16 protein-coding genes are annotated in these 20,696 nt (G+C 72.6%); 7 read left to right on the forward strand and 9 right to left on the reverse strand.

All coding sequences use genetic code 11. The annotated features are described in order from the left end of the window. Positions 1–2 precede the first annotated feature (2 nt). On the reverse strand, positions 3–1,226 hold the full coding sequence (locus OG550_RS32360) for a cytochrome ubiquinol oxidase subunit I (protein ID WP_327683578.1): 1,224 nt from the start codon (positions 1,224–1,226) through the stop codon (positions 3–5). A 218-nt stretch (positions 1,227–1,444) separates the two neighbouring features. Here OG550_RS32360 and OG550_RS32365 point away from each other — a divergent pair, with 218 nt between their 5' ends. Both OG550_RS32365 and OG550_RS32370 read left to right on the forward strand, forming a co-directional pair. Next, positions 1,445–2,368 carry a LysR family transcriptional regulator gene (locus OG550_RS32365; RefSeq protein WP_327683580.1) on the forward strand — a complete coding sequence of 308 codons (924 nt, stop codon included), beginning with the start codon at positions 1,445–1,447 and terminating at the stop codon, positions 2,366–2,368. 304 nt (positions 2,369–2,672) lie between these two features. Beyond that, positions 2,673–4,373, forward strand: a complete 1,701-nt coding sequence (locus tag OG550_RS32370) for a TROVE domain-containing protein (RefSeq protein WP_327683582.1) — start codon at positions 2,673–2,675, stop codon at positions 4,371–4,373. A gap of 43 nt (positions 4,374–4,416) precedes the next feature. Here OG550_RS32370 and OG550_RS32375 read toward each other — a convergent pair whose 3' ends face one another. After that, positions 4,417–5,412 carry a 2-hydroxyacid dehydrogenase gene (locus OG550_RS32375; protein ID WP_327683584.1) on the reverse strand — a complete coding sequence of 332 codons (996 nt, stop codon included), beginning with the start codon at positions 5,410–5,412 and terminating at the stop codon, positions 4,417–4,419. A 319-nt stretch (positions 5,413–5,731) separates the two neighbouring features. Here OG550_RS32375 and melC1 point away from each other — a divergent pair, with 319 nt between their 5' ends. Both melC1 and melC2 read left to right on the forward strand, forming a co-directional pair. Continuing rightward, entirely contained in the window at positions 5,732–6,142 is a 411-nt protein-coding gene (gene melC1 / locus OG550_RS32380) for an apotyrosinase chaperone MelC1 (RefSeq protein ID WP_327683586.1), read from the forward strand. A gap of 48 nt (positions 6,143–6,190) precedes the next feature. Then, on the forward strand, positions 6,191–7,018 hold the full coding sequence (gene melC2 / locus OG550_RS32385) for a tyrosinase MelC2 (RefSeq protein ID WP_327683588.1): 828 nt from the start codon (positions 6,191–6,193) through the stop codon (positions 7,016–7,018). A 92-nt stretch (positions 7,019–7,110) separates the two neighbouring features. Here the strand turns inward: melC2 and OG550_RS32390 are convergent, their stop codons facing one another. The 7 genes from OG550_RS32390 to asnB form a co-directional block, all read right to left on the reverse strand. Next, entirely contained in the window at positions 7,111–8,136 is a 1,026-nt protein-coding gene (locus OG550_RS32390) for a 6-phosphofructokinase (RefSeq protein WP_327683589.1), read from the reverse strand. Positions 8,137–8,496: 360 nt separating this feature from the next. Next, positions 8,497–9,225: a type 1 glutamine amidotransferase gene (locus OG550_RS32395; RefSeq protein ID WP_327683590.1), complete on the reverse strand. Its 729-nt coding sequence runs from the start codon at positions 9,223–9,225 to the stop codon at positions 8,497–8,499. Between the two features lie 58 nt (positions 9,226–9,283). Then, the gene (locus OG550_RS32400) at positions 9,284–10,546 is read right to left on the reverse strand and encodes a MurT ligase domain-containing protein (protein WP_327683592.1); all 1,263 of its coding nucleotides are present in this window, start codon (positions 10,544–10,546) and stop codon (positions 9,284–9,286) included. A gap of 472 nt (positions 10,547–11,018) precedes the next feature. Further along, the gene (locus OG550_RS32405) at positions 11,019–12,482 is read right to left on the reverse strand and encodes a GNAT family N-acetyltransferase (RefSeq protein ID WP_327683593.1); all 1,464 of its coding nucleotides are present in this window, start codon (positions 12,480–12,482) and stop codon (positions 11,019–11,021) included. Positions 12,483–12,640: 158 nt separating this feature from the next. Then, complete coding sequence (locus OG550_RS32410) at positions 12,641–14,068, reverse strand: pyridoxal phosphate-dependent decarboxylase family protein (protein WP_327683595.1); 1,428 nt, start codon at positions 14,066–14,068, stop codon at positions 12,641–12,643. A 171-nt stretch (positions 14,069–14,239) separates the two neighbouring features. Next, positions 14,240–15,385: a hypothetical protein gene (locus tag OG550_RS32415; RefSeq protein WP_327683597.1), complete on the reverse strand. Its 1,146-nt coding sequence runs from the start codon at positions 15,383–15,385 to the stop codon at positions 14,240–14,242. A gap of 228 nt (positions 15,386–15,613) precedes the next feature. After that, the gene (gene asnB, locus OG550_RS32420; RefSeq protein WP_327683599.1) at positions 15,614–17,464 is read right to left on the reverse strand and encodes an asparagine synthase (glutamine-hydrolyzing); all 1,851 of its coding nucleotides are present in this window, start codon (positions 17,462–17,464) and stop codon (positions 15,614–15,616) included. 317 nt (positions 17,465–17,781) lie between these two features. On the opposite strand from asnB, the gene OG550_RS32425 reads away from it, so the two are divergent. The 3 genes from OG550_RS32425 (at position 17,782) to OG550_RS32435 (ending at position 20,512) form a co-directional block, all read left to right on the forward strand. After that, positions 17,782–18,066, forward strand: a complete 285-nt coding sequence (locus tag OG550_RS32425) for a hypothetical protein (protein ID WP_327683601.1) — start codon at positions 17,782–17,784, stop codon at positions 18,064–18,066. 77 nt (positions 18,067–18,143) lie between these two features. After that, complete coding sequence (glmS, locus tag OG550_RS32430) at positions 18,144–19,970, forward strand: glutamine--fructose-6-phosphate transaminase (isomerizing) (protein ID WP_327683603.1); 1,827 nt, start codon at positions 18,144–18,146, stop codon at positions 19,968–19,970. 338 nt (positions 19,971–20,308) lie between these two features. Continuing rightward, on the forward strand, positions 20,309–20,512 hold the full coding sequence (locus OG550_RS32435; RefSeq protein WP_042388274.1) for a cold-shock protein: 204 nt from the start codon (positions 20,309–20,311) through the stop codon (positions 20,510–20,512). The last annotated feature ends 184 nt before the right edge of the window (positions 20,513–20,696 follow it).

The raw sequence follows: 20,696 nt of genomic DNA on the forward strand, positions 1-20,696 counted from the left end.
GCTCAGAAGGCCGGGACCGGCGGCTTCTCGTCGGCGCGGAGCCCGCCGCCGAGGCCGTCGCCGGGCCCGCCGCCGAGCTGGGCGCCGTCCGGACCGAGGCGGGCGAAGCGGGTGATCAGCGTCCAGTTGGTCACCGCGAGGGCGGCGAAGAGGGCGATGAACACCGTGCAGGACACCAGCAGGGATCCCCGGCCGACCTTCGAGAGCGCGTCCTCGACGGTCAACTCCCCGTAGACGAGCCATGGCTGGCGCCCCATCTCGCGCACCACCCAGCCGCCGACGGAGGCGATGAAGGGCAGCGGGATCATCGCGGTCATGGAGTAGGCGAGCCAGCGTTTGCGCACCAGCACGTCCTTCAGCAGCAGGAAGGCGGCGACGAACGTGATGGTCGACACCGTGTTGCCGAGGATCGTCATGAGGTCCATGGAGTTCTTCACCCAGCCGCCGCCGTCCAGCAGGGCTGCCTTCGTCGGCTGGGTCCGCTCGATCACGGGCAGCTGCAGGTTGCCGACGATGATGACGAAGAACGAGGACAGCATGCCCACCCAGACGCCCAGCCGCAGCGAGCTGCGGAACAGCGCGGTCTCCCGGGTGCCCTTGGCGAAGTGCCAGGCGCTGATGCCGGCGACGAACACGCCGCCGGTGGTGAGCGCGGCGAGCGCGATGTGCGCGAGGGCCACCAGGGCGTTGGGGTTGGTCAGCAGCGCGCCGAAGTCGGTCAGGTGGGCGACGCCGTCGCGCACCTCGTAGCCGACCGGGTGCTGGAGGAAGCCGTTGGCGATCAGGATCCAGAACGCCGAGGCGTACGCGGTGAGGGCGACCAGCCAGATCAGCGCGACGTGCACGCCGCGGCGCAGCCGGCCCCAGCCGAAGATCCACATGCCGAGGAAGGTGGACTCGGCGAAGAAGGCGATGAGGGTCTCCAGCGCCAGCGGGGCGCCGAAGACGTTCCCGGCGAACCTGCTCAGTCCGCTCCAGCTGAGTCCGAACTGGAACTCCATGACGAGGCCGGTCACGATGCCGACCGCGTAGTTGATGACGTAGAGCTGGCCCCAGAAGCGAGTCATGCGTTCCCGGACCGCGCGGACGGCGGGCTCCCGGGTGTACGCGGCCCGGGTGTGCATGACCGCCACGAGGGGGACCAGCCCCATGGTGAGGATCACGAACAGCCAGTGCACGCTGGTGGTGGCCGCGAACTGGAGTCGGGCCAGGTCCGCAGCGCTCATGATGAGACCTTCCTGGGGGGCGGTGTGCCTCCGGGTCGGTGGACGGAGGAGGGGAGAGGGCGGCGGGGTCCTCGCCTCGTGGGTACGGGTGGCGGGCGCTCCGCCCGCCACCCGGGGCGACGAGCCCCACCCAGGACGTTAGGCGTGAATTGCTCATGCCTTCCAAGACCGGTTTTGCTATGTGGTGATAACACGTCAGGCATGAACAGAGGTGAACCGTGGATTTGCTGCAGCTGCGCTACTTCCAGGCCGTCGCGCGTATCGAGCACATCAGCCGCGCCGCCGAGGAGCTGAACGTCGCCCAGCCCTCGCTCAGCCGCACCATCGCCCGGCTGGAGGCCGAGCTGGGCTCGCCGCTCTTCGACCGGCGGGGCCGGCGGATCCGGCTCAACCAGTACGGTGCGGTGTTCCTGCGCCACGTCGACCGGGCGCTGAGCGAGCTCGACGACGGGCGCCGGGCGCTGCGCGAGGCCCGGGAGACCGGGCTCGGCCGGGTCGGCGTCGCCTCCGAGACACTGCTGACCATCACCCATCTGATGGGCGGCTTCCGGACCGCCTTCCCGGGCGCCGAGGTGCGGCTCTTCCAGTCGACCGTGGACGAGATGGACCGCCAACTACGCGCCGGGGAGGTGGACTTCTGCATGGCCTCGCAGCCGCTGGCCGGTTCGGACCTGGAGTCCGTCGAGCTGCTGCGCGAGGAGGTGCTGCTGGCCGTCCCGCGCGGGCACCGGCTGGACGGCCGGGAGAGCGTGACGATCGCCGAGATCGCCGAGGAGCCGTTCGTCACCACCCGCCGGGGCCACTGGCAACGCGCCCTGCTGGACCGGCTGTTCGCCGCCGAGGGGCTCACCCCGCGGCTGTCCTGCGAGAGCGACGAGCCGGGGGCGAGCCAGGACATGATCAGCAGTGGTCTGGGAATAGGCCTCATCCCGGCGATGTCCCGGCTGGCCGGCACCGACACCCATGTCCCGGTGGCCTGGGTGCGGATGGCGGCGCCGAACTGCCACCGGGTGCTGAACCTGGTGTGGCACCGGGCCGCCTACCATTCCGAAGCGGCCCGCCACTTCCGGGAGTTCACCGTCAGCAGGCCGCTCATGACGCACCGCCGACCGGGCCCCGGCCGAGCCGCCGGCGGGAACTAGGGCGTGCGGGTGACGGATGCCGGCGCCGTGGGAGCCCGAGTCGATTCCGGTCTTTCGGGCGTCGACGTCGGCATCCGTCGACGGCTGCGGGCGTCGGTGTTCGGTGCCCTCCGGCCGGACGGTAATTCAAGTGACAACGCATCCCAGCCGGTCTACGTTGTGCATCGACGCCTCCCGATGCGCTGGGTCCTCCGGTTACTTCTCTGACTACCTCACACCGGCACCTGCTTCTGATCACGGGGGGCGTTTTCTCGACGTGCCGTCATCCGGCCTCTTCCGCATGCCCGCCAGGGGGACTTCCTGTATGACCCGGTTCAATCGTCAGCGCATCAAAGCCGCCACCAGGGCGGAGATCCGCACCGAGACACCGGAACTCTTCGCCGCCGGCGCGAGCGGGCAGTTGGCGGTCCGGGGCAGGTGGCCGATCGCCCCGCGGCCGGCGTACGCACATGCGACCGCTCCCGAACCCTCGGCCCTGACCAGCGCCTGGCCCACCAACCACCAGGGCGGCGCCGGTTGGCAGCGCGACCCGCGTACCGACCTGTTCGTGCTGGCCGTGACGCACTTCTCCGGGCAGCACAGCTTCTACGAGAGCGCCACCGATCGCGAGGAGCGCTTCACCACGCTGGTCCGCCGCTTCGCTCTGGAGGATCCGCTCTGGACGCTCGGCCTGCTGCGCTGGCTGCGCGGCGAGGCGCAGATCCGCTCCGCCGCCGTGGCCGGCGCCGTCGAGTTCGCCCGGGCCCGGGCCGAGGCGAAGGCTTCCGGCTACTCCCGGCAGGCCGTCGACGCGGTACTCCAACGCCCGGACGAGCCGGGTGACTTCCTCGCACTCTGGACGGCCAGGCACGGCCGCCGGCTGCCCCAGCCGGTCCGCCGCGGCCTCGGCGACGCGGTCCGCCGGCTCTACACCTCGCGCGCCGTGCTGAAGTACGACACGCCGTCACACGCCTTCCGGTTCGCCGACGTACTGGAGCTCACCCACCCCGCCCCGGCCCGCGACCGCCCCTGGCAGGGCGAGTTGTTCCGATACGTCCTGGACCGGCGGCACCGCCCGCAGCAGGCCGTACCGCCCTGTGGCGAATCCGTACTGGCGGCCCGGCAGCGGCTGGCCCTGCTTCCGGTCGCCGAACGCCGGGCCGTGCTCGCCGCCCCCGACGCGGCCGATCGGCTGGCTGCCGCCGGGATGACCTGGGAGGCGCTCGCGGGCTGGCTGCAGGGTCCGCTGGACGCTGCAGCCTGGGAGGCGGTGATCCCGTCCATGGGGGCGATGGCGCTGGTACGCAACCTTCGAAACTTCGACCACGCCTCGATCGACGACGCGTCGGCGGCGCTGGTCGCGGCCCGGATCGCCGATCCGACGCAGGTCGCCCGCTCCCGCCAGTTCCCGTTCCGCTTCCTCGCCGCGCACCGGGCCGCGCCCGGCCCGCGCTGGGCGGCCGCGCTGGAGGCGGCGCTCGGTCACTCGCTCGCCAACGTCCCGCGCCTGCCCGGTCGTACGCTGGTTCTGGTGGACCGCTCGGGTTCGATGTTCGGCGTGCCGGAGGGCCGTACCGAACTGACCCGGGCCGATGCTGCGGCGGTGTTCGGCAGCGCGCTCGCGCTGCGCGCCGAACAGGCCGACCTGGTCGAGTTCGGCACCGGCAGCCTGCCGGTTCAGGTGGCGCCGGACGATTCGCTGCTCGCCACCGTGGGGCGCTTCCACGACATGGGCGGCACCGACACGGCCGGTGCCGTCGCCCGGCACTTCGACGGCCACCACCGCGTCGTGGTGATCACCGACGAGCAGCCCGGCCACTTCGGGCCGCTCGACCCGTTCGCCCCCGTCCCGCCCGACGTCCCGGTCTACACCTGGAACCTGTGCGGCTACCGCACCGGCCACGCACCGCCGGCCCCGAAGCGGCACGTCTTCGGTGGCCTGTCCGACGCCGCCTTCCGACTGGTACCGCTGCTTGAGGCGGGCGGGACCGAGCAGTGGCCCTGGGAACCACCGCCCGTCGGCTGAGGCCCCGGCCCTCATGCCCCGCCGGCGCAGTCCGTGCCCGGGGTCAGCCGCGCGGGACGAGGGTGTTCCCGCTGCGGCGTCCGGCGGCGAAGTCGTCGACGTTGCGGACGGTGGCCTCGATGATCTGGCCGACCGCGGTGCGGGTGAAGTAGGCCTGGTGTGAGGTGACCAGCACCTGGGGGAAGGTGACCAGGCGGGCGAGGGTGTCGTCGGTGATGCCGTGGATCGAGCGGTCGGTGAAGAAGACGCCGGTCTCCTCCTCGTACACGTCCAGGCCGACGCCGGAGAGCCGGCCGGCCCGCAGCGTCTCGACCAGGGCCGCGCTGTCCACCAGTCCGCCGCGGCTGGAGTTGACCAGGATGGCGTCGTCCTTCATCCGGGCCAGCGCGGCGGCGTCGATCAGGTGGTGGGTGGCGGGCAGCAGCGGGACGTGCAGGCTGACCAGGTCGGCGCGGGCGAGGAGTTCGGGGAGTTCGGTGTAGGTCATGCCGAGGTCGCGGCAGGCGGGGTTCTCCGCGATGTCCCAGCCGAGCAGCTCGGTGCCGAAGCCGTGCGCGATCCGGGCGAAGCACTCGCCGATCTTGCCGGTGCCGATGACGCCGACGGTCATGCCGTGGATGTCGCGGCCGAGCAGGCCGTCGAGGCGGAAGTCGAACTCGCGCGAGCGGCTCGCGGCCCGGGTGAGCCGCCGGTTGACGGCGAGGGCCAGTGTCCAGGCGTGCTCGGCCACCGCGTAGGGGCTGTAGAAGGAGACCCGGGCGATGGTCAGGCCCAGCTCGGCGGCCGCCTCCAGGTCGATGTTGTTGAAGCCGGTGGAGCGCTGCGCGACCAGCCTGGTCCCGCCGGCGGCGAGCAGGGCGAGCGTCTCGGCGTCGAGTTCGGCGTTGACGCTGCTGCTCACGGCCGGGTGCCCGGCGGCCAGCGGGGCGGTGTCGCGGTTGAGGAACACGTCGAGGCAGCGCAGTTCGTGCCGGTCCGCGAACGCCTCCTCCAGCAGCGGTCGCTCGTCCGCCTGGACGCCGTACGCGAGGATCTTCATCGGCTGCTTCCTTCCCGGGTGGTCCTGATCCGGTGGCCCGGTCCACCGGCCACGCTAGCCGGACGTGACGGGCGTCGCAGCGCGCGGCCCGCCGGTGGAGGCCTGTTCCGGATCGGCGTCCGTTCGGCGGCCGCCGAAATATGACTGGATTCGTGCGCAACCATTCGTACCCCCGCCGAGTGGCTGTTCCCTAGGTCAAAAAGGCTTGCGAGCATCGAAACAGGGAGTGCGATCAAGAAATCGCCTCTGATTAACGATTAAACAATCGTTCGTGAACGGTGCCCTAACAACAGTGACGGGCACCTGAGGGGGTATCACCATGTCCGAAGAGACCCATGCGTCGGAGCTCACCCGCCGCCGGATGCTGCAGGGGGCCGCGGCCGCGCTGACGGTCGCCGCCGGCACCGTCGTGATCGGGGTGGCCGGCCCGGGCGGCTCGGCGACCGCCGCCGACCCCGGTGCGTCCGACACCTTCGACGAGGTCTTCCAGGGGCGCCGCATCCAGGGCCGTCCGGTCACCGGCGGCGGCCACCAGCACGGCGGCGCCGGCACCGGAACCGGCTACGAGGTGCGGATCGACGGCGACGAGCTGCACATGATGCGCAACGCCGACGGCACGTGGATCAGCGTCGTCAACCACTACCAGACCTTCGCGACGCCGCGTGCGCTCGCCCGGGCCGCCGTGAGCGACCTCCAGGGCGCCACGCTCGTCCCGATCGTGACCGCCTGAGTTCGTCCGCCACCCGAACCGCACACCACCACCACCGAGGGGGGACTCATGGCAGTCCGCAAGAACCAGGCGACCCTGACGGCCCAGGAGAAGCGGGCCTTCGTCAACGCCGTGATCGCGCTCAAGGCGTCCGGCGGCTACGACCCGTTCGTCACCACCCACAACCAGTTCATCGTCAGCGACGTGGACAACGGCGAGCGGACGGGCCACCGCTCGCCGTCCTTCCTGCCGTGGCACCGCCAGTACCTGCTCCAGTTCGAGCGGGCGCTGCAGGCCATCGACCCGAGCGTGACCCTCCCGTACTGGGACTGGACGGCCGACCGCTCGACCACCTCGTCCCTCTGGGACGCGGACTTCCTGGGCGGCAACGGTCGGAGCGGCGACAACCGGGTGACCACCGGCGCGTTCGCCTTCTCCACCGGCAACTGGCCGCTCAACGTCAACACCGACTCCCGGACCTACCTGCGGCGCCAGCTCGGCACCGGGGTGGCCCAGCTCCCGACCCGGGCCGACGCCGAGTCGGTCCTCGCCATCACCACCTACGACGCCGCGCCGTGGAACAGCTCCTCGTCCGGCTTCCGCAACAACCTGGAGGGCTGGCGCGGGGTCAACCTGCACAACCGGGTGCACGTCTGGGTGGGCGGCCAGATGGCCACCGGCGTGTCGCCCAACGACCCGGTCTTCTGGCTGCACCACTGCTTCGTGGACAAGCTCTGGTCGGAGTGGCAGAAGCGCCACCCCTCGGCGACCTACCTGCCGACGGCCGGTACGCCCGACGTGGTCGACCTGAACGAGACCATGAAGCCGTGGAACAACATCAGGCCGGCCGACCTGCTCGACCACAGCGGCCTGTACACCTACGACACCGGCTTCTGAGCCGCCCCCGGCAGGGCAGCTGCCGGGAACGGAACGGCCCCGGCCCCCGAGTGCGCACTCGGGGGCCGGGGCACCGGTCTCGCGCGGAGCGGTCAGATGACCGTCTCCGCCTCCAGGTAGCGGTCGGCCGGGACGGTCTTCAGCTCGGCGACGGCCTCGCCCAGCGGCACCAGGTTGATGTTGGTGCCCTGCAGCGCGGTGATGTGCCCGAACGCGCCCTTGTGCACGGCCTCGATCGCGTGCCAGCCGAAGCGGGTGGCGAGCACCCGGTCGTAGGCGGTCGGCGTGCCGCCGCGCTGGGTGTGGCCGAGGATGACCGGGCGGGCCTCCTTGCCGAGCCGGTGCTCCAGCTCGCGGGAGAGCTGCGTGGCGATCCCGGTGAACCGCTCGTGGCCGTAGATGTCCTTGCTGCCCTCCTCCCAGTGCATGGTGCCGGCCTCGGGCTTGGCGCCCTCGGCGCAGACCACGATGGCGAACTTCTTCTGCCGGTCGAAGCGCTCGCGGACGACGGCGGTGAGCTTGTCGATGTGGAACGGGCGCTCCGGGACGACGATCGCGTGGGCGCCGGCGGCCATGCCCGCGTTGAGCGCGATCCAGCCGGTGTGCCGGCCCATGACCTCGACCACCATGACGCGCTGGTGCGACTCCGCGGTGGTCTTCAGCCGGTCCAGCGCCTCGGTGGCGACCGAGACGGCGGTGTCGAAGCCGAAGGTGACGTCGGTGCAGGCGATGTCGTTGTCGATGGTCTTCGGCACGCCCACGATCGGCAGGCCGGCGTCGCTCATCAGCTTGGCGGCCTTCAGGGTGCCCTCGCCGCCGATCGGGATCACCGCGTCCAGGCCGAGGTCCGCGCAGTACTGCTTGGCGCGCTCGACGCCGTCGCGCAGGTGGCTGGGCTGGACCCGCGAGGAACCGAGGATCGTACCGCCCTGGGCGAGGATGCCGCTCACCGAGTCGAGGGTCAGGGGACGGTGGTGGCCCTCAAGGAAACCGCGCCAGCCGTCCTCGAACCCGATGATCTCGTCGCCGTGGTCGACCACCCCCCGGTGGACCACGGATCGGATCACGGCGTTCAGGCCGGGGCAGTCACCGCCGCTGGTCAGCACTCCAATACGCATTGCTTTGCAACTCCCGAGCAGAACCGAGGAACGGCCGGACTACAGGCTGGGACGACGAACCGCCACCGTAGCGACCGCCTCCCACGCCGGGTCGACGTGGAGGTGGCCGTCGGGTGAAGGACCGGCCGATCCGGACAGAACATCCGAAACCGGCCGCGAATGTCGAGCATACGGCTCCTGCGTCCGGCCGGGCAGGAGCCGACGCGGGAGCGGCGCCGTCGGCGCCCCCGCGCGGAAGTGCAGCCTGCTGCCGAGGAGGGTGTGCAGCCGGCGGCCCCATTGTCGTACGTCCGGGCCCGCCTGTGGACCGGGTGCCCGCATGGCGGGCACCCGGTCCGGGGCGAACGGACCGCGGGCGTACTACGCGGGGCGCGAAGTGGCCGCGATGCGCTCGGCGCGCAGCGCGTCGTACCAGGTGGTGTCGGCCGGCGGCAGGGCGTTGACGTCCAGTGCCAGCTTGATCAGCATGTCCGCGACGGCGGGGTTCCGCGCCATCACGGGGCCGTGCAGGTAGGTGCCGAAGACGGTGTCCCGCCAGGCGCCCTCGGTGCCGTCGCCGGTGCCGTTGCCCCGGCCGGCGGTGACCCGGGCCAGCGGCTGGACGCCCTGGCCGAGGTGGGTGACGCCCTGGTGGTTCTCGAACCCGGTCAGCTGCGGCAGGCCGAGCCGCGGGTCCACGTCGGCGAGCACGTCGCCGACGCACCGGGCGCCCTCGCCGCGGGCGGTCCAGACGTCCAGCAGGCCGAGGCCCGGCTCGCGCTGTCCGAGGTCGTTGACGAACTCGTGGCCCAGGATCTGGTAGCCGGCGCAGACGGCGAAGATGATCGCGCCGTTCTCGGAGGCCCGGACCAGCCCGCTGTCGTTGCGCAGCCGCTCGGCGGCCAGTCGCTGCGGGCGGTCCTCGCCGCCGCCGATCAGGTAGATGTCCCCGCTGGTGGGGACCGCCTGGTCGGAGCGGACGTCGATCCGGGTCACGTTGAGGTGGCGCTGGCGGGCCCGGCGCTCCACGACCAGGGCGTTGCCCCGGTCGCCGTAGGTGCTGAGCAGGTCCGGGTAGACCCAGACCACGCGCAGGCTGCTCTCACTCATCCTCGAAGGCCTTCCGTGCGTGACGTGCGTGCTGTGGGCTGCTGGAGCTGGACCGGCATCAGCCGGCCACGACCTTCCGCAGCTGCTGGAAGGCGGTGTAGTTGGCGATCGCCTCGATCCGGCCGGGCGGGGCCATCCGGACGGCCTGCTCCAGCGAGTCCACCACGTGGAACTGCAGCCCGGCGACCTCCAGGCGGACGGCCAGGTCCAGCTTGCGCTGGCCCATCACGAACACCGGGTGCCCGGCGAGGCGCTCGTAGTCGACGTCCCAGAGCCAGGAGGTGTCGGTGCCGTCCGCGTCCAGCGCGTTGACGGACAGGATGACCGGCGTCGGCGGGCCGTCGATCAGCGAGAAGGTCTCCAGCCAGCCGGCCGGGTTCTTGGCCAGCAGCAGCCTTATGTCGCGGCCCTGGTACTGGACCACGTCGTAGCGGCCGGCGACGGCGGTGACGGACTGCATCCGCTCCAGCGCGACCTGCGGCGAGACGCCGAAGACGGCGGCGACGGCGGCCGAGCTGGTGGCGTTGGCGAGGTTGGCCCGGCCGGGCAGCTGGAGCCGGATCGGCCAGGCGCCGCGCTGCGGGTCGATCACGTGGGTGCCCTGGAGCGCCCAGTGCGGGTTGGGCCGGCGGAAGCCGCACTCCTGGCAGAACCAGTCGTCGCCGGGGCGCTGCATCACACCGCCGCAGGCGGGGCAGGACCAGGCGTCCTCCTTCCACGCCTGTCCGGCGGCCACCCAGACCACCTTCTTGCAGGAGGACGCGGCCCAGGTCACCAGCGGGTCGTCCGCGTTGGCGATCACCACGGCCTCGGTGTCCTGCAGGCCCTCGCGCCACTTCTCGGCCATCATCCGGGTCTCGGCGGCGCGGTCGAGCTGGTCGCGGGAGAGGTTGAGCAGCGCGATGGCCTTGGGGTGGGTGTCCCGGGCGACTCCGGCCAGGTACTTCTCGTCCACCTCGATCACGCCGAAGCGGGCTTCCGAGCCCCCGGCCAGGGCGGAGGTGATGCCGGCCGGCATGTTGGCGCCCAGCGCGTTGGAGACGACCGGGCCAGCGGCGCGCAGGGCCTCGGCGATCAGCCGGGTGGTGGTGGTCTTGCCGTTGGTGGCGCTGACCAGGACCACGTCGAGGTGGTCGGCGAGGGTGGCGAGCAGATCGGGGTCGAGCCTCAGCGCGATCTTGCCGCCGATCACCGAGCCGCTGCCTCGGCCCGCCTTCTGGGAGAGGGCGGCGGCCACCTTGCCGGCCGTGACCGCGATCTTGGCGCGGGCGGGCAGCGAGGCGTCGCGTGCGCCTGTGGGCTCCGATTCGGTGCCTGCCATGCTCAGTGGTTCCTCCTTGCTGCGGCACCGCCCAGGACCGGACAACGGGCCGTGGGGCGGCGGGGACGGGATCAGCCTACCGACTCCGCCGCCCGGCTCGGTGCTCCGGACCCCACGCCGCCTGCTGCGACGGCTCCGGGGGACCGGTCCGGGAGGGCCTGACGCGGCGTCATGACCGGCGGTGTACGGAGGGGCCGTTCGCCGTCGGGGACGCGGATCCGGCGCCCGCCGGTTCCCGGGCGCGCGCCGTCCGGGCGCACCCGCCCCGGGCCGGACGGCGGGGGTGCCGTCCGGCCCGGGGCGGGTGTGGCCCTTGGTGAGGATGTGGTGAAGAAATGACCTTCCGATTACCCCGTGGACGCTGGGTGCACAGCCCGGAAGCCGGCTCCGGCGTCGGGCGCCCGGCAGGGTCCGGGAAGGTCCGGGAGGTCCGGGAGGTCCGGCAGGCCCCGGGCGGCCCGGGAGGGCGGACCTACCGGCCCGGCCGGGTCTGCCACGGCACCGGGAGCTCCTCGGCGGCCTCCGCGAGGTGCGCGGTGATCACCAGGGTGCCCTCGTCGACCTGGTAGTCCAGCGGCGCCGCCAGCTTGCGCATGGTGGCGATCAGGCCGGTGTTGGAGGACTGCGTGACGGCGTACACCGTCTCCACACCGGCCTCCAGCGCCAGCGCCGACATCCGCCGCATCAGGTCGAGGCCCAGCCCCCGCCGCTGCCAGGCGTCCTCGACCAGCACGGCCACCTCGGCGCTGTCGTCGTCCCACATCAGGTGCCCGAGGGCGACGATCCGCCCGTCGGAGGCCTCCACCGCCAGCGTCTGGCCGTGCCGCGGGTCCAGCAGGTGGTTCAGGTACCGGTCGGCGTCCCGGACCGGGCCGTGGTACCGCTTGCGCAGGGTGTCGGGGGAGCAGCGGCGGTGCATCGCCAGCGCCGCCTCCTTGTCCTCGGCGTCCGCGCGCCGCACGGTCACGTCGGCCCCGGTCGGCACCGTCAGCCGGGCCCGGACGTCCGGCACCCGGGGGCCGAGCAGGGTGTCCAGCTCCACCAGGGCCTGGGCCCGGGCGAACTCGGTCGGGGTGAACGGCAGGTGCGGCCGGGTGAGCTCGATCAGGTCCCCGGACGGCACGGGCAGCCGCATCACGTGCCCGTCCACCCCGGCGGCGGACCGCTCGGCCGCGCCCGGGAACTGCCGGATGCTGCACTGCCCGAACAGCTGCCGCAGCGCGATCGGCAGCTCGGCGGCGTCCAGCGCGGTCCGGGTGGCCAGCGCCAGCACGTGGGTGGGGACGTCCACCAGGTCGTGCGCGTCCGCCGGGTCGGTCCAGATGTCGTGCCCGCCGGCCGCCGCCACCAGGGCGGCCAGCTCGGTCCGGCCGAGCGAGCGCGGCGCCCGGACGAAGAACTCGTCGACGGCGCCCGCCGGCAGCGGGTGGGACTGCATCGAGACGATGTTCACCTGCCGTTCGGCGAACGCCGTGCAGACCCGGGCCAGACTGCCGGGAGAGTCCTGCACCGTGGTGCGGACCCGCCAGAGCGCGGTCTCCTCGAAGGCGTGCAGCGGGCCCTTCAGCGGCTCCTCCGCCGACGCCCCGCCCGTACCGCGGCCCGTACCGCCGCCTGCTCCGGCCGCGGTCCGCGGGGGCGGGGGCGCGTCCGGCGCGGGTGGGCCGTGCAGCTGGTGGCGGTGCGACCACCAGGTGTGGAACAGCGCCGTGGCCAGCAGGGCGACCGCGGAGGCCGCGAGCACCACCGGGCCCTCCGGCCCGTGCACCACGAGCTTGGCGACCAGGTCGGCGGCGGTCACCGAGAGGAAGACGGCGGCGAGTTCGACGGAGTCGCGGCGCCAGCGGTGGGTGCGGGCGCCGCGCCGCTGGGCACGGGAGGGGGTCGGGGTCCGGTTCTGGGCGGTCTCGGTCGTCAGCTGCTCCGTGTGCTCCATGCCATCAATCTGCCGCTTCGGTGTTTCACGATCACGAATCCCCCGTGACCTGACGGTTAATGGTGTCGGCCGACGGCCTCACGGGGCGCCCGGCGGGCGGGCGGACCGCCCGCGCCACGCGGTGGCCGCCTCCGAAGGGCCGGTTCAGGGCGTCCGGTTCAGGGGGCGGTCTGTTCGGCGGCGGCGGCCTTCACCTCGGCGAGCAGGAGTTCGAGGTCCGCCTCGGTGGTGGCCGCGTTGAGGAGGCAGGCGCGGAGCATCTCGCGCTCGCCGAGGCGGGCGCCGGTGACGAAGACCCGGCCGCGCCGCTGGACGGCGACCGGCAGCCGGCGGTTGAGCGCGTCGACCGCCTCCTCGTCCAGGCCCGGCGGCCGGAGGCGGAACGCCACGATCGATGTCCGGACCTCCGCCAGCAGCTCGAACTCCTCGTCCGCCGCGACCAGTTCGCCGAGCCGGCGGGCCAGTGCGGTGCACCGGGCGATGTCCTCGGCGAGGCCGTCGCGGCCCCGGTGGGCGATGGTCGCCCACACCTTGAGCGCGCGGAACGGGCGGGTCTGCTCGGTGCCGTACTCGGAGAACCAGCCCAGATCGCCGGCCGCCTCGTCCCGCAGGTAGGAGGGGACGAGGCTGAAGGCGGAGCGCAGCTCCTCGGTGTCGCGGACCAGCGCGCAGCCGCAGTCGACCGGGACGCCGAGCCACTTGTGCGGGTCCAGGGCGAGCGAGTCGGCCCGCTCCAGCCCCGCGTAGCGGTGCGCGATCACCGGGTCGAGGACGCCGAACGCCCCGTACGCGCCGTCCACGTGCAGCCAGAGCCGCTCCTCGGCGCAGAGGTCGGCGATCGGTTCGAAGGGGTCGACCGCTCCGGTGCCGACCGTTCCGGCGGACGCCACCACCAGGAAGGGCAGCAGCCCGGCGGCCCGGTCGCGGGCGACGGCGGCCCGCAGGTCGGCGGTGTCCAGCAGGCCGTCCGGACCGGTGGCCACCGTGCGCAGGTGCCGGCTGCCGAGGCCCAGCAGCTCGGCGGCCTTGCGGACGCAGGAGTGGGTCTCGCCGGTGACGTAGCCGACCAGCGGCGGCATGCCGGCCAGGCCGTCCTCGCGGACGTCCCAGCCGGCCTCGCGGGCGGCGCGGTTGCGGGCCGCGGCCAGGCAGACGATGGTCGCCATCGAGGTGCCGGAGGTGAGCAGCCCGCCGCCGGCCGGGTGCGGGAAGCCGACCAGCTCGGCGATCCAGCGGACCACGGCGCGTTCGAGGTGGACGTCGGCGTGGTCGCCGCCGGCCGAGCTCGGGTTCATCGCGGCGGCGGCGAAGGCGGCGAGCACGCCGGCCGGGGCGGGGGCGGAGTTGACCCAGCCGAAGAACCGCGGGTGGCCGTTGCCCATCGGGTACGGCAGCACGTCGCGGCCGACGGCCGCCAGCAGCTCGGCCATGGGGCGGCCGTCGGCCGGCAGCGGCGCGTCCAGCAGGGCGCGGCGGGCGCCGTCGTCCATCGGCTGCCAGACGGGGCGGCCGGTGAGTCCGGCCAGGTGGTCGGCGACCAGGTCGGCGGCGGTGTGGGCGGCGGCGCGGAAGTCCTCGGCGGTCACGGTGGTGCTCCAGCAGGGGGAGGAGGCCTGGTGGCGCGGCGTCCTCGGCGCACCTGGGATCAGGGGGCCGATCGTACGAGAAAGGCCCGCGCCGTGCGGCGCGGGCCCACTCCCCGGACGGGGCCGGACGGGGCCGGACGGGATGGAACGGGGCCGGTCCGGCCGGTCCGGTCAGTCCAGCGAGGAGGACAGCCCGCCCGCGGAGCGGCAGTAGCCCTGCATCTCCGGGTTGGTGATCTTGGCGCAGAGCCGGCCGGCGGCGCCCGCGTCCGTGTAGTTGACCGTGTAGTAACTGACCAGGCCCTCCGCGCAGGCCTTGCGCTGCGAGGCGTCGGCGGCGGTGGCGCACTGCTGGGCCGCCCAGTCCTCGCGGTCCAGGTTGTACTTCATGGTGCGCGAGCCGACGCCGCGGCTGCAGTCCACCGAACCGCCGCTGGCCTTGCCGTTGAGGCACCACTTCAGGGCCTCGGCGTACACCTCGGGGTGGTTCGGGTAGTCGTGCGAGGAGAGGTAGAAGGTCGGCGCGTAGAAGAAGCAGGCCGACTGGAACAGCGACGGCTGCTCCTTGCACGGGTAGAGCGGGTCCTGGGCGAGCTTGTCGGCCGGCAGGTTCGCCTTCGCCTTCTCGTCCTCCTCGTCCGGTCCGAAGAGCTGCATGAACAGGCCCTCCGAGCAGCGGATCCGGTTCTGGTCGGTGGTGAACTTGTTGCACAGGTCGCGCGCCTTGGCCACGTCCTGCTTGGCGACGAACATGGTGCCGTGGCCGACGCCGTGGATGCACGGGCCGCTGTTCTTGGGCGCGCACAGCTTGAGCAGGTCCGTCTCGGGCTGGGCGGAGGCGTTCAGCATCTCCTCGACCGCGCCGTGCAGGTAGCCGGCGGCGCAGGTCTCGTGCGGGAAGGAGATGACCTTCTGGAAGTCGGCGTTGAACCGCTTGACCGCCGCGTGCCCGAGCTCGTGCGCGATCGGGTGGCAGAACCGCACGGTGTACGGCAGCTGCTTGGTGATCCGGTCGAGGTCCGCCAGCGCGACGCCGGGGTCGGTGGACTCCATCTCGGCCATCAGCTTGTTGCGCAGCGTCGAACGGGTCCACACCGCCGGGTCCCCGGTCGGGGTGGCGCTCGCGGCGGGCTGCGCGGACCCGGCGGGCGCGGCGCCGGCCGTGCCGCCCGCGGTGTTCGCGCCGGTGCTCCCCGGTGCGGCCGGTCCGGCCACCGCGGCGGCCTGGTCGGGGGTCCAGTCGGTGACGGCCACCGACCCCAGGCCCAGGACCCCCAGCAGCAGGGCGGTGAGAATCGCGAAGGCTCGCGGTTGCATGGCGGAGATCCCCCGGCGGATCGAGACGGACGGGTCGCTCCCCATCCTGACGGCACGGGCGTGGGATTCCGCGTTTTCGACCGCCATTCGGGAGGTGTCGGCGACGCTACCGCACGTCCTGACCGGTCAACGAGGCGGGATGGCCCCGGTCACCGGCCGTTTCGGGGGCGGTCGGCGGCCGGACGGCGCAGCGGGCGCGGTGCGCCGTCCGGGGGAACCGACGGGGGGTCAGAGCTCCAGTGAGACCTGGTACTCCGTCAGCCAGGCGTTGAGGTCGAGCGCCAGGTCGACGGAGAGCCGGACCGACTGCGGGTCCGTGTCCGGCGCGAGCGCGTCGGCCAGTCCCCGCCGGTCCAGGAGGTCGAGCACCGGGGCGCCGGGGGAGGCGGTCAGCTCGGCGAGCTCGCTGCGGAGCATCTCCGGGTAGTGCGGGTCCTGGACGCTCGGGTAGGGGGCCTTCATCCGGTCGGCGATCTCGGCCGGCAGGACGTTCCGGACGGCGGCGCGCAGCAGGCTCTTCTCCCGGCCGTCGAAGTTCTTCATCGACCAGGGCGTGTTGAAGACGTACTGCACCAGCCGGTGGTCGCAGAACGGGACCCGCACCTCCAGCCCGGTGGCCATGCTCATCCGGTCCTTGCGGTCCAGCAGGATGCAGACGAACCGGGTCAGGTTGAGGTACGAGATCTCCCGCATCCGCCGCTCGAACGGGTCGGCGTCCGGCAGGTGCGGGACTTCGGCGAGCGCCTCCCGGTACCGGGCGTGCCGGTAGCCGGCCAGGTCGAGCTTGCCGAGCAGCCCCCGGTCCAGCAGCTGTTCGCGCGGGCCCGCGCCCGCCCCGCCGAGCCCGGTCAGCGAGGCCGCCCAGGGGAAGTCGTCGGCGTTCACGGCCTTCGGGTCGTGGAACCAGCTGTAGCCGCCGAACAGCTCGTCCGCCGACTCGCCGGACAGCGCCACCGTCGACTGCAGGCGCACCCCCTTGAAGAGGAGCAGCAGGGAGGTGTCCATGTCGCCGAAGCCGCCCGGCAGGTCCCGGGCGCGCAGCGCGGCGATCCGGTGCGCCCGGTCGGTGAGGGCGGTGCTGTCCAGCTCGATCACCCGGTGGTCGGCGCCCACGTACCGGGCGAGCAGTGCGGCGTACGGGCCGTCCGGCGTGGAGCGGACCGCGTCCGGGTGGAAGTGCTCGCTCTGCCCGGCGAAGTCGACCGCGAAGGAGCGGACCGGGCCGGCGCCCGCCGCGCGCAGGGCCTTGGCGGCCAGCGCGGTGACGGCGCTGGAGTCGAGGCCGCCGGAGAGCAGCGAGCAGAGCGGCACGTCGGCGTCCAGCTGGCGGTGGACGATGTCGTCGAGCAGGGCCCGGACGGTGGCGACGGTGGTGGCGAGGTCCTGGGTGTGCTCGCGCGCCTCCAGTGCCCAGTAGCGGCGGACGGTGACGCCGGTGCGGCGCACCCGGACCACGTGGCCGGGCCGGACCTCGGCGATGCCCCGGTACGGGGTGAGGCCCGGGGTCCTGGCCAGGGCCAGCAGCTCGCGCAGCCCGTCCAGGTCGACCACCGCGGGCACGTCCGGGTGGGCGAGCAGGGCCTTCGGCTCGGAGCCGAAGACCACGCCGTCCGGGGTGGGGTGGTAGTGCAGAGGCTTGACGCCCATCCGGTCGCGGACCAGCAGCAGTTCCTCGCTGCGGGCGTCCCACACCGCGAAGGCGAACATGCCGTTGAGCCGCTCGGCGAGGTGCTCGCCCCACTCCAGGTAGGCGTGCAGCACCACCTCGGTGTCGCTGCGGGTGCGGAAGCGGTGGCCGGCGGCCTCCAGCTCGGCGCGCAGTTCGCGGTGGTTGTACACCTCGCCGCTGTAGGTGAGGGCGGCGAGCGTCCGGCCGTCGTGCTCGACGGTCATCGGCTGGACGCCGCCCTCGACGTCGATCACGGCGAGGCGGCGGTGGCCGAGCGCGGCGTGCCGCTCCAGGTGGAGCCCGCCGGCGTCCGGGCCGCGGCAGACCTGGGTGGCGGTCATCGCGTCGAGCACTGGGCGTTCGAGGGTGAGGTCGCGGTCGTAGGCGACCCATCCGGTGATCCCGCACATCAGCAAGCCTCCGGTTCTTCCGACACGAATCTCCGAGACGAATCCGGTGTCGTGATCCGTCTCCCCCGATGCGTAGGCGGGGAATCACGCTACGTGGTGGTGCGTATCCCTACAAGGGCGTGTCGGCGGGGCCCGGCGCCTTCCGCGGCCCGTCCGCCCGGTCGTCCGGCGGTTTTCCCGGCCGCCGGTGGGAGCGGGTGTTCGACGGACGGATCCGTGCCCGAATCAGGCGGGACGTCCTTCGAATGCGCGAAGCCTGCCCGAATTCGGGCAGGATCTTTGATCTCGGCGCCGGACGCGGCCTAGGCTCCCCACTCGTGTCCAGCTCACCCGGTCCCTCGCACCCTCACGAAGACCTGCTCGCCCACCTCACCCGGACCAGCCCGCTCGGGCCCCGCGAGGCGGCGCGGGTGGTGGCGGAGGTGCTGGCCTACTTCTCCGAGACCACCGAGGAGTACGTCCGCCGCCGCCACGGCGAGCTGCAGGCACGCGGCCTGACCAACGAGAGGATCTTCGCCCGGCTCGCCGAGGAGCTCCCCGCCCGTCGCGTCGCGGCTCCCGGGCTCTCCGCCCGGCAGCTGCGCCGGATCGTCTACGGCTGACCGGCTCCACCCTCCGGGCCGCCCGCGGCCGCTTCCCCGTCCACCGCTCTGCCCACCGCGTTCAAGGAGTCCACCCCATGTGCGGAATCGTGGCCTACATCGGCCCCAAGGATGCGACCCCCTTCCTGCTGGAGGGCCTCGCCCGGCTGGAGTACCGCGGCTACGACTCGGCCGGCGTCGCCGTCTCCGGGCGCACCGGCGGGCTCAAGGTCCGCAAGGTCAAGGGCCGGGTCGCCGACCTCGCCGCCGCCGTCCCGGCCCGCTTCAAGGGCTCCACCGGCATCGGCCACACCCGCTGGGCCACCCACGGCGTGCCGAGCGACGCCAACGCCCACCCGCACCTGGACAACGCCGAGCGGATCGCCGTCGTCCACAACGGCATCATCGAGAACGCCGACGAGCTGCGGGCCAAGCTCGCCGCGGACGGCGCCGTCTTCCGCTCCGAGACCGACACCGAGGTGCTCGCCCACCTGATCGCCGCGCACGCCGCCCAGGGCGTGGAGCTGGAGGAGGCCGTCCGCGCCGCCCTCGGCATGGTCGTCGGCACCTACGGCATCGCCGTCCTCGACGCCGAGCAGCCCGACCGGATCGTGGTCGCCCGCAACGGCAGCCCGATCGTGCTCGGCATCGGCGAGAAGGAGATGTTCGCGGCCTCCGACGTCTCGGCCCTCGTCCGCTACACCCGCCAGGTCGTCCACCTGGAGGACGGCGAGCTGGCGACCGTCCGGGCCGACGGCTTCCGCACCTTCACCGAGGACGCCCGCACCACCCACCGCCAGCCGTCCACCGTCGACTGGGAGATCGACTCCTACGACACCGGCGGCTTCGCGCACTACCTGCTCAAGGAGATCCACGAGCAGCCCGGCACGGTCGAGCGCACCCTCAGCGGCCGGCTCGACGAGCGGTTCGCCACCGCCCACCTCGGCGGCCTCAACCTCGACGCCCGGGAGCTGCGCGAGATCCGCCGGGTCAAGATCCTCGGCTGCGGCTCCGCCTACTACGCCGGCGAGATGGGCGCCCAGCTGATCGAGGAGCTCGCCCGGATCCCCGCCCACAGCGAGCCCGCCTCCGAGTTCCGCTACCGCAACCCGGTCATCGAGGCCGACACCCTCTACATCGCGGTCAGCCAGTCCGGTGAGACCTACGACACGCTCGCCGCCGTCCAGGAGGTCAAGCGCAAGGGCGGCCGGGTGCTGGGCGTCGTCAACACCGTCGGCAGCGCCATCGCCCGCGCCTGCGACGGCGGCATCTACCTGCACGCCGGCCCGGAGATCTCGGTGGCCTCGACCAAGGCGTTCACCTCCACGGTGGTCGCCTTCGCCCTGATCGCCCTGCACTTCGGCCGGATCCACGACCTCTCGCCCGCCGACGGCCGCCGCATCGTCACCGCCCTCAAGGCGCTCCCCGACCAGATCCGCGAGGTCCTCGCCCAGAGCGACGCCATCGCCGAGCTCGCCGCCGAGTACGCCGAGTCCGAGGGCATGATGTTCATCGGCCGGGTGCGCGGCTTCCCGGTGGCGCGGGAGGGGGCGCAGAAGCTCAAGGAGATCTCCTACGTCCACGCCGAGGCGTACCCCGCGAGCGAGCTCAAGCACGGTCCGCTGGCCCTGATCAGCCCCGAGCTCCCCACCGTCGCCCTGGTGCCGGACGACGAGCTGCTCGACAAGAACCTCACCACCCTCGGTGAGATCAAGGCCCGCTCCGGCCGGGTGCTCGCCGTCGCGCACCGCCGCCCCGAGGCGAAGCTGGCCGACCACTGCATCCTGGTGCCCAAGAGCGAGCCGGAGCTCGACCCGCTGCTGCTCAACATCCCGCTGCAGCTGCTGGCGTACCACGCCGCGGTCGCGCTGGGCCGGGACGTCGACCGGCCCCGGAACCTGGCCAAGAGCGTGACGGTCGAGTAGCGGGCCCGCAACCGCGGGCCCGCGCGGGCCCGTACGGGTCCGTGCGGGCCCGCGCGGAGCCGGAGCTCCCCGGGGGTGTCGACACGTGTCGACACCCCCGGGAAGAAAAAACCGCCGCTTCCCGCCGGGACCTGCTACAGTCGATGTCAGTTGCAGTTTTGGTTCCCATGAACTTTGTGTGCGCCTGTCGGTTGTAACGGCTGGCGCATTTTTTCTTTCCCCTGATTTTCCCGGATTTCTTCGGATTTTCTCGGATCTTCTTCGGGTGGGCACTCTGGCGGCGACGCGGAACCTGCGAGGTGCGGGTTCCGAGAATTGCCCTTTCAAGGAGAATTTTTATGGCTAATGGCACTGTGAAGTGGTTCAACGCGGAGAAGGGCTTCGGCTTCATCGAGCAGGAGGGTGGCGGCCCGGACGTCTTCGCCCACTACTCGAACATCAACGCCCAGGGCTTCCGTGAGCTGCTTGAGGGCCAGAAGGTCGAGTTCGACGTCACGCAGGGCCAGAAGGGCCCGCAGGCCGAGAACATCCGCCCCCTGTAGTACCACCCGCTGAGCGGCTTTCCGCCGAACAGCACGGGCCTGCACTGCGCTACCGCTCGGTGCAGGCCCTTCGGCATTTCCGGACGGCGCTCGGTCGGCGCCGGTGAGCGTGAGCGCGACGAGGACGAGGAGGGCTCTGCGATGGCGGACTCCACGGGACCCTCCGGCGCGAGGCCGGTTCCGG

The sequence above is a fragment of the Kitasatospora sp. NBC_00458 genome, assembly GCF_036013975.1.
Lineage (GTDB): Bacteria > Actinomycetota > Actinomycetes > Streptomycetales > Streptomycetaceae > Kitasatospora.

Coding starts and splice junctions, on each gene's coding strand:
- OG550_RS32360 (WP_327683578.1), bottom strand. CDS start 1,226: ATGAGCGCTGCGGACCTGGCCCGACTCCAGTTCGCGGCCACCACCAGC.
- OG550_RS32370 (WP_327683582.1), top strand. CDS start 2,673: ATGACCCGGTTCAATCGTCAGCGCATCAAAGCCGCCACCAGGGCGGAG.
- OG550_RS32375 (WP_327683584.1), bottom strand. CDS start 5,412: ATGAAGATCCTCGCGTACGGCGTCCAGGCGGACGAGCGACCGCTGCTG.
- melC1 (WP_327683586.1), top strand. CDS start 5,732: ATGTCCGAAGAGACCCATGCGTCGGAGCTCACCCGCCGCCGGATGCTG.
- melC2 (WP_327683588.1), top strand. CDS start 6,191: ATGGCAGTCCGCAAGAACCAGGCGACCCTGACGGCCCAGGAGAAGCGG.
- OG550_RS32390 (WP_327683589.1), bottom strand. CDS start 8,136: ATGCGTATTGGAGTGCTGACCAGCGGCGGTGACTGCCCCGGCCTGAAC.
- OG550_RS32395 (WP_327683590.1), bottom strand. CDS start 9,225: ATGAGTGAGAGCAGCCTGCGCGTGGTCTGGGTCTACCCGGACCTGCTC.
- OG550_RS32400 (WP_327683592.1), bottom strand. CDS start 10,546: ATGGCAGGCACCGAATCGGAGCCCACAGGCGCACGCGACGCCTCGCTG.
- OG550_RS32405 (WP_327683593.1), bottom strand. CDS start 12,482: ATGGAGCACACGGAGCAGCTGACGACCGAGACCGCCCAGAACCGGACC.
- OG550_RS32415 (WP_327683597.1), bottom strand. CDS start 15,385: ATGCAACCGCGAGCCTTCGCGATTCTCACCGCCCTGCTGCTGGGGGTC.
- asnB (WP_327683599.1), bottom strand. CDS start 17,464: ATGTGCGGGATCACCGGATGGGTCGCCTACGACCGCGACCTCACCCTC.
- glmS (WP_327683603.1), top strand. CDS start 18,144: ATGTGCGGAATCGTGGCCTACATCGGCCCCAAGGATGCGACCCCCTTC.
- OG550_RS32435 (WP_042388274.1), top strand. CDS start 20,309: ATGGCTAATGGCACTGTGAAGTGGTTCAACGCGGAGAAGGGCTTCGGC.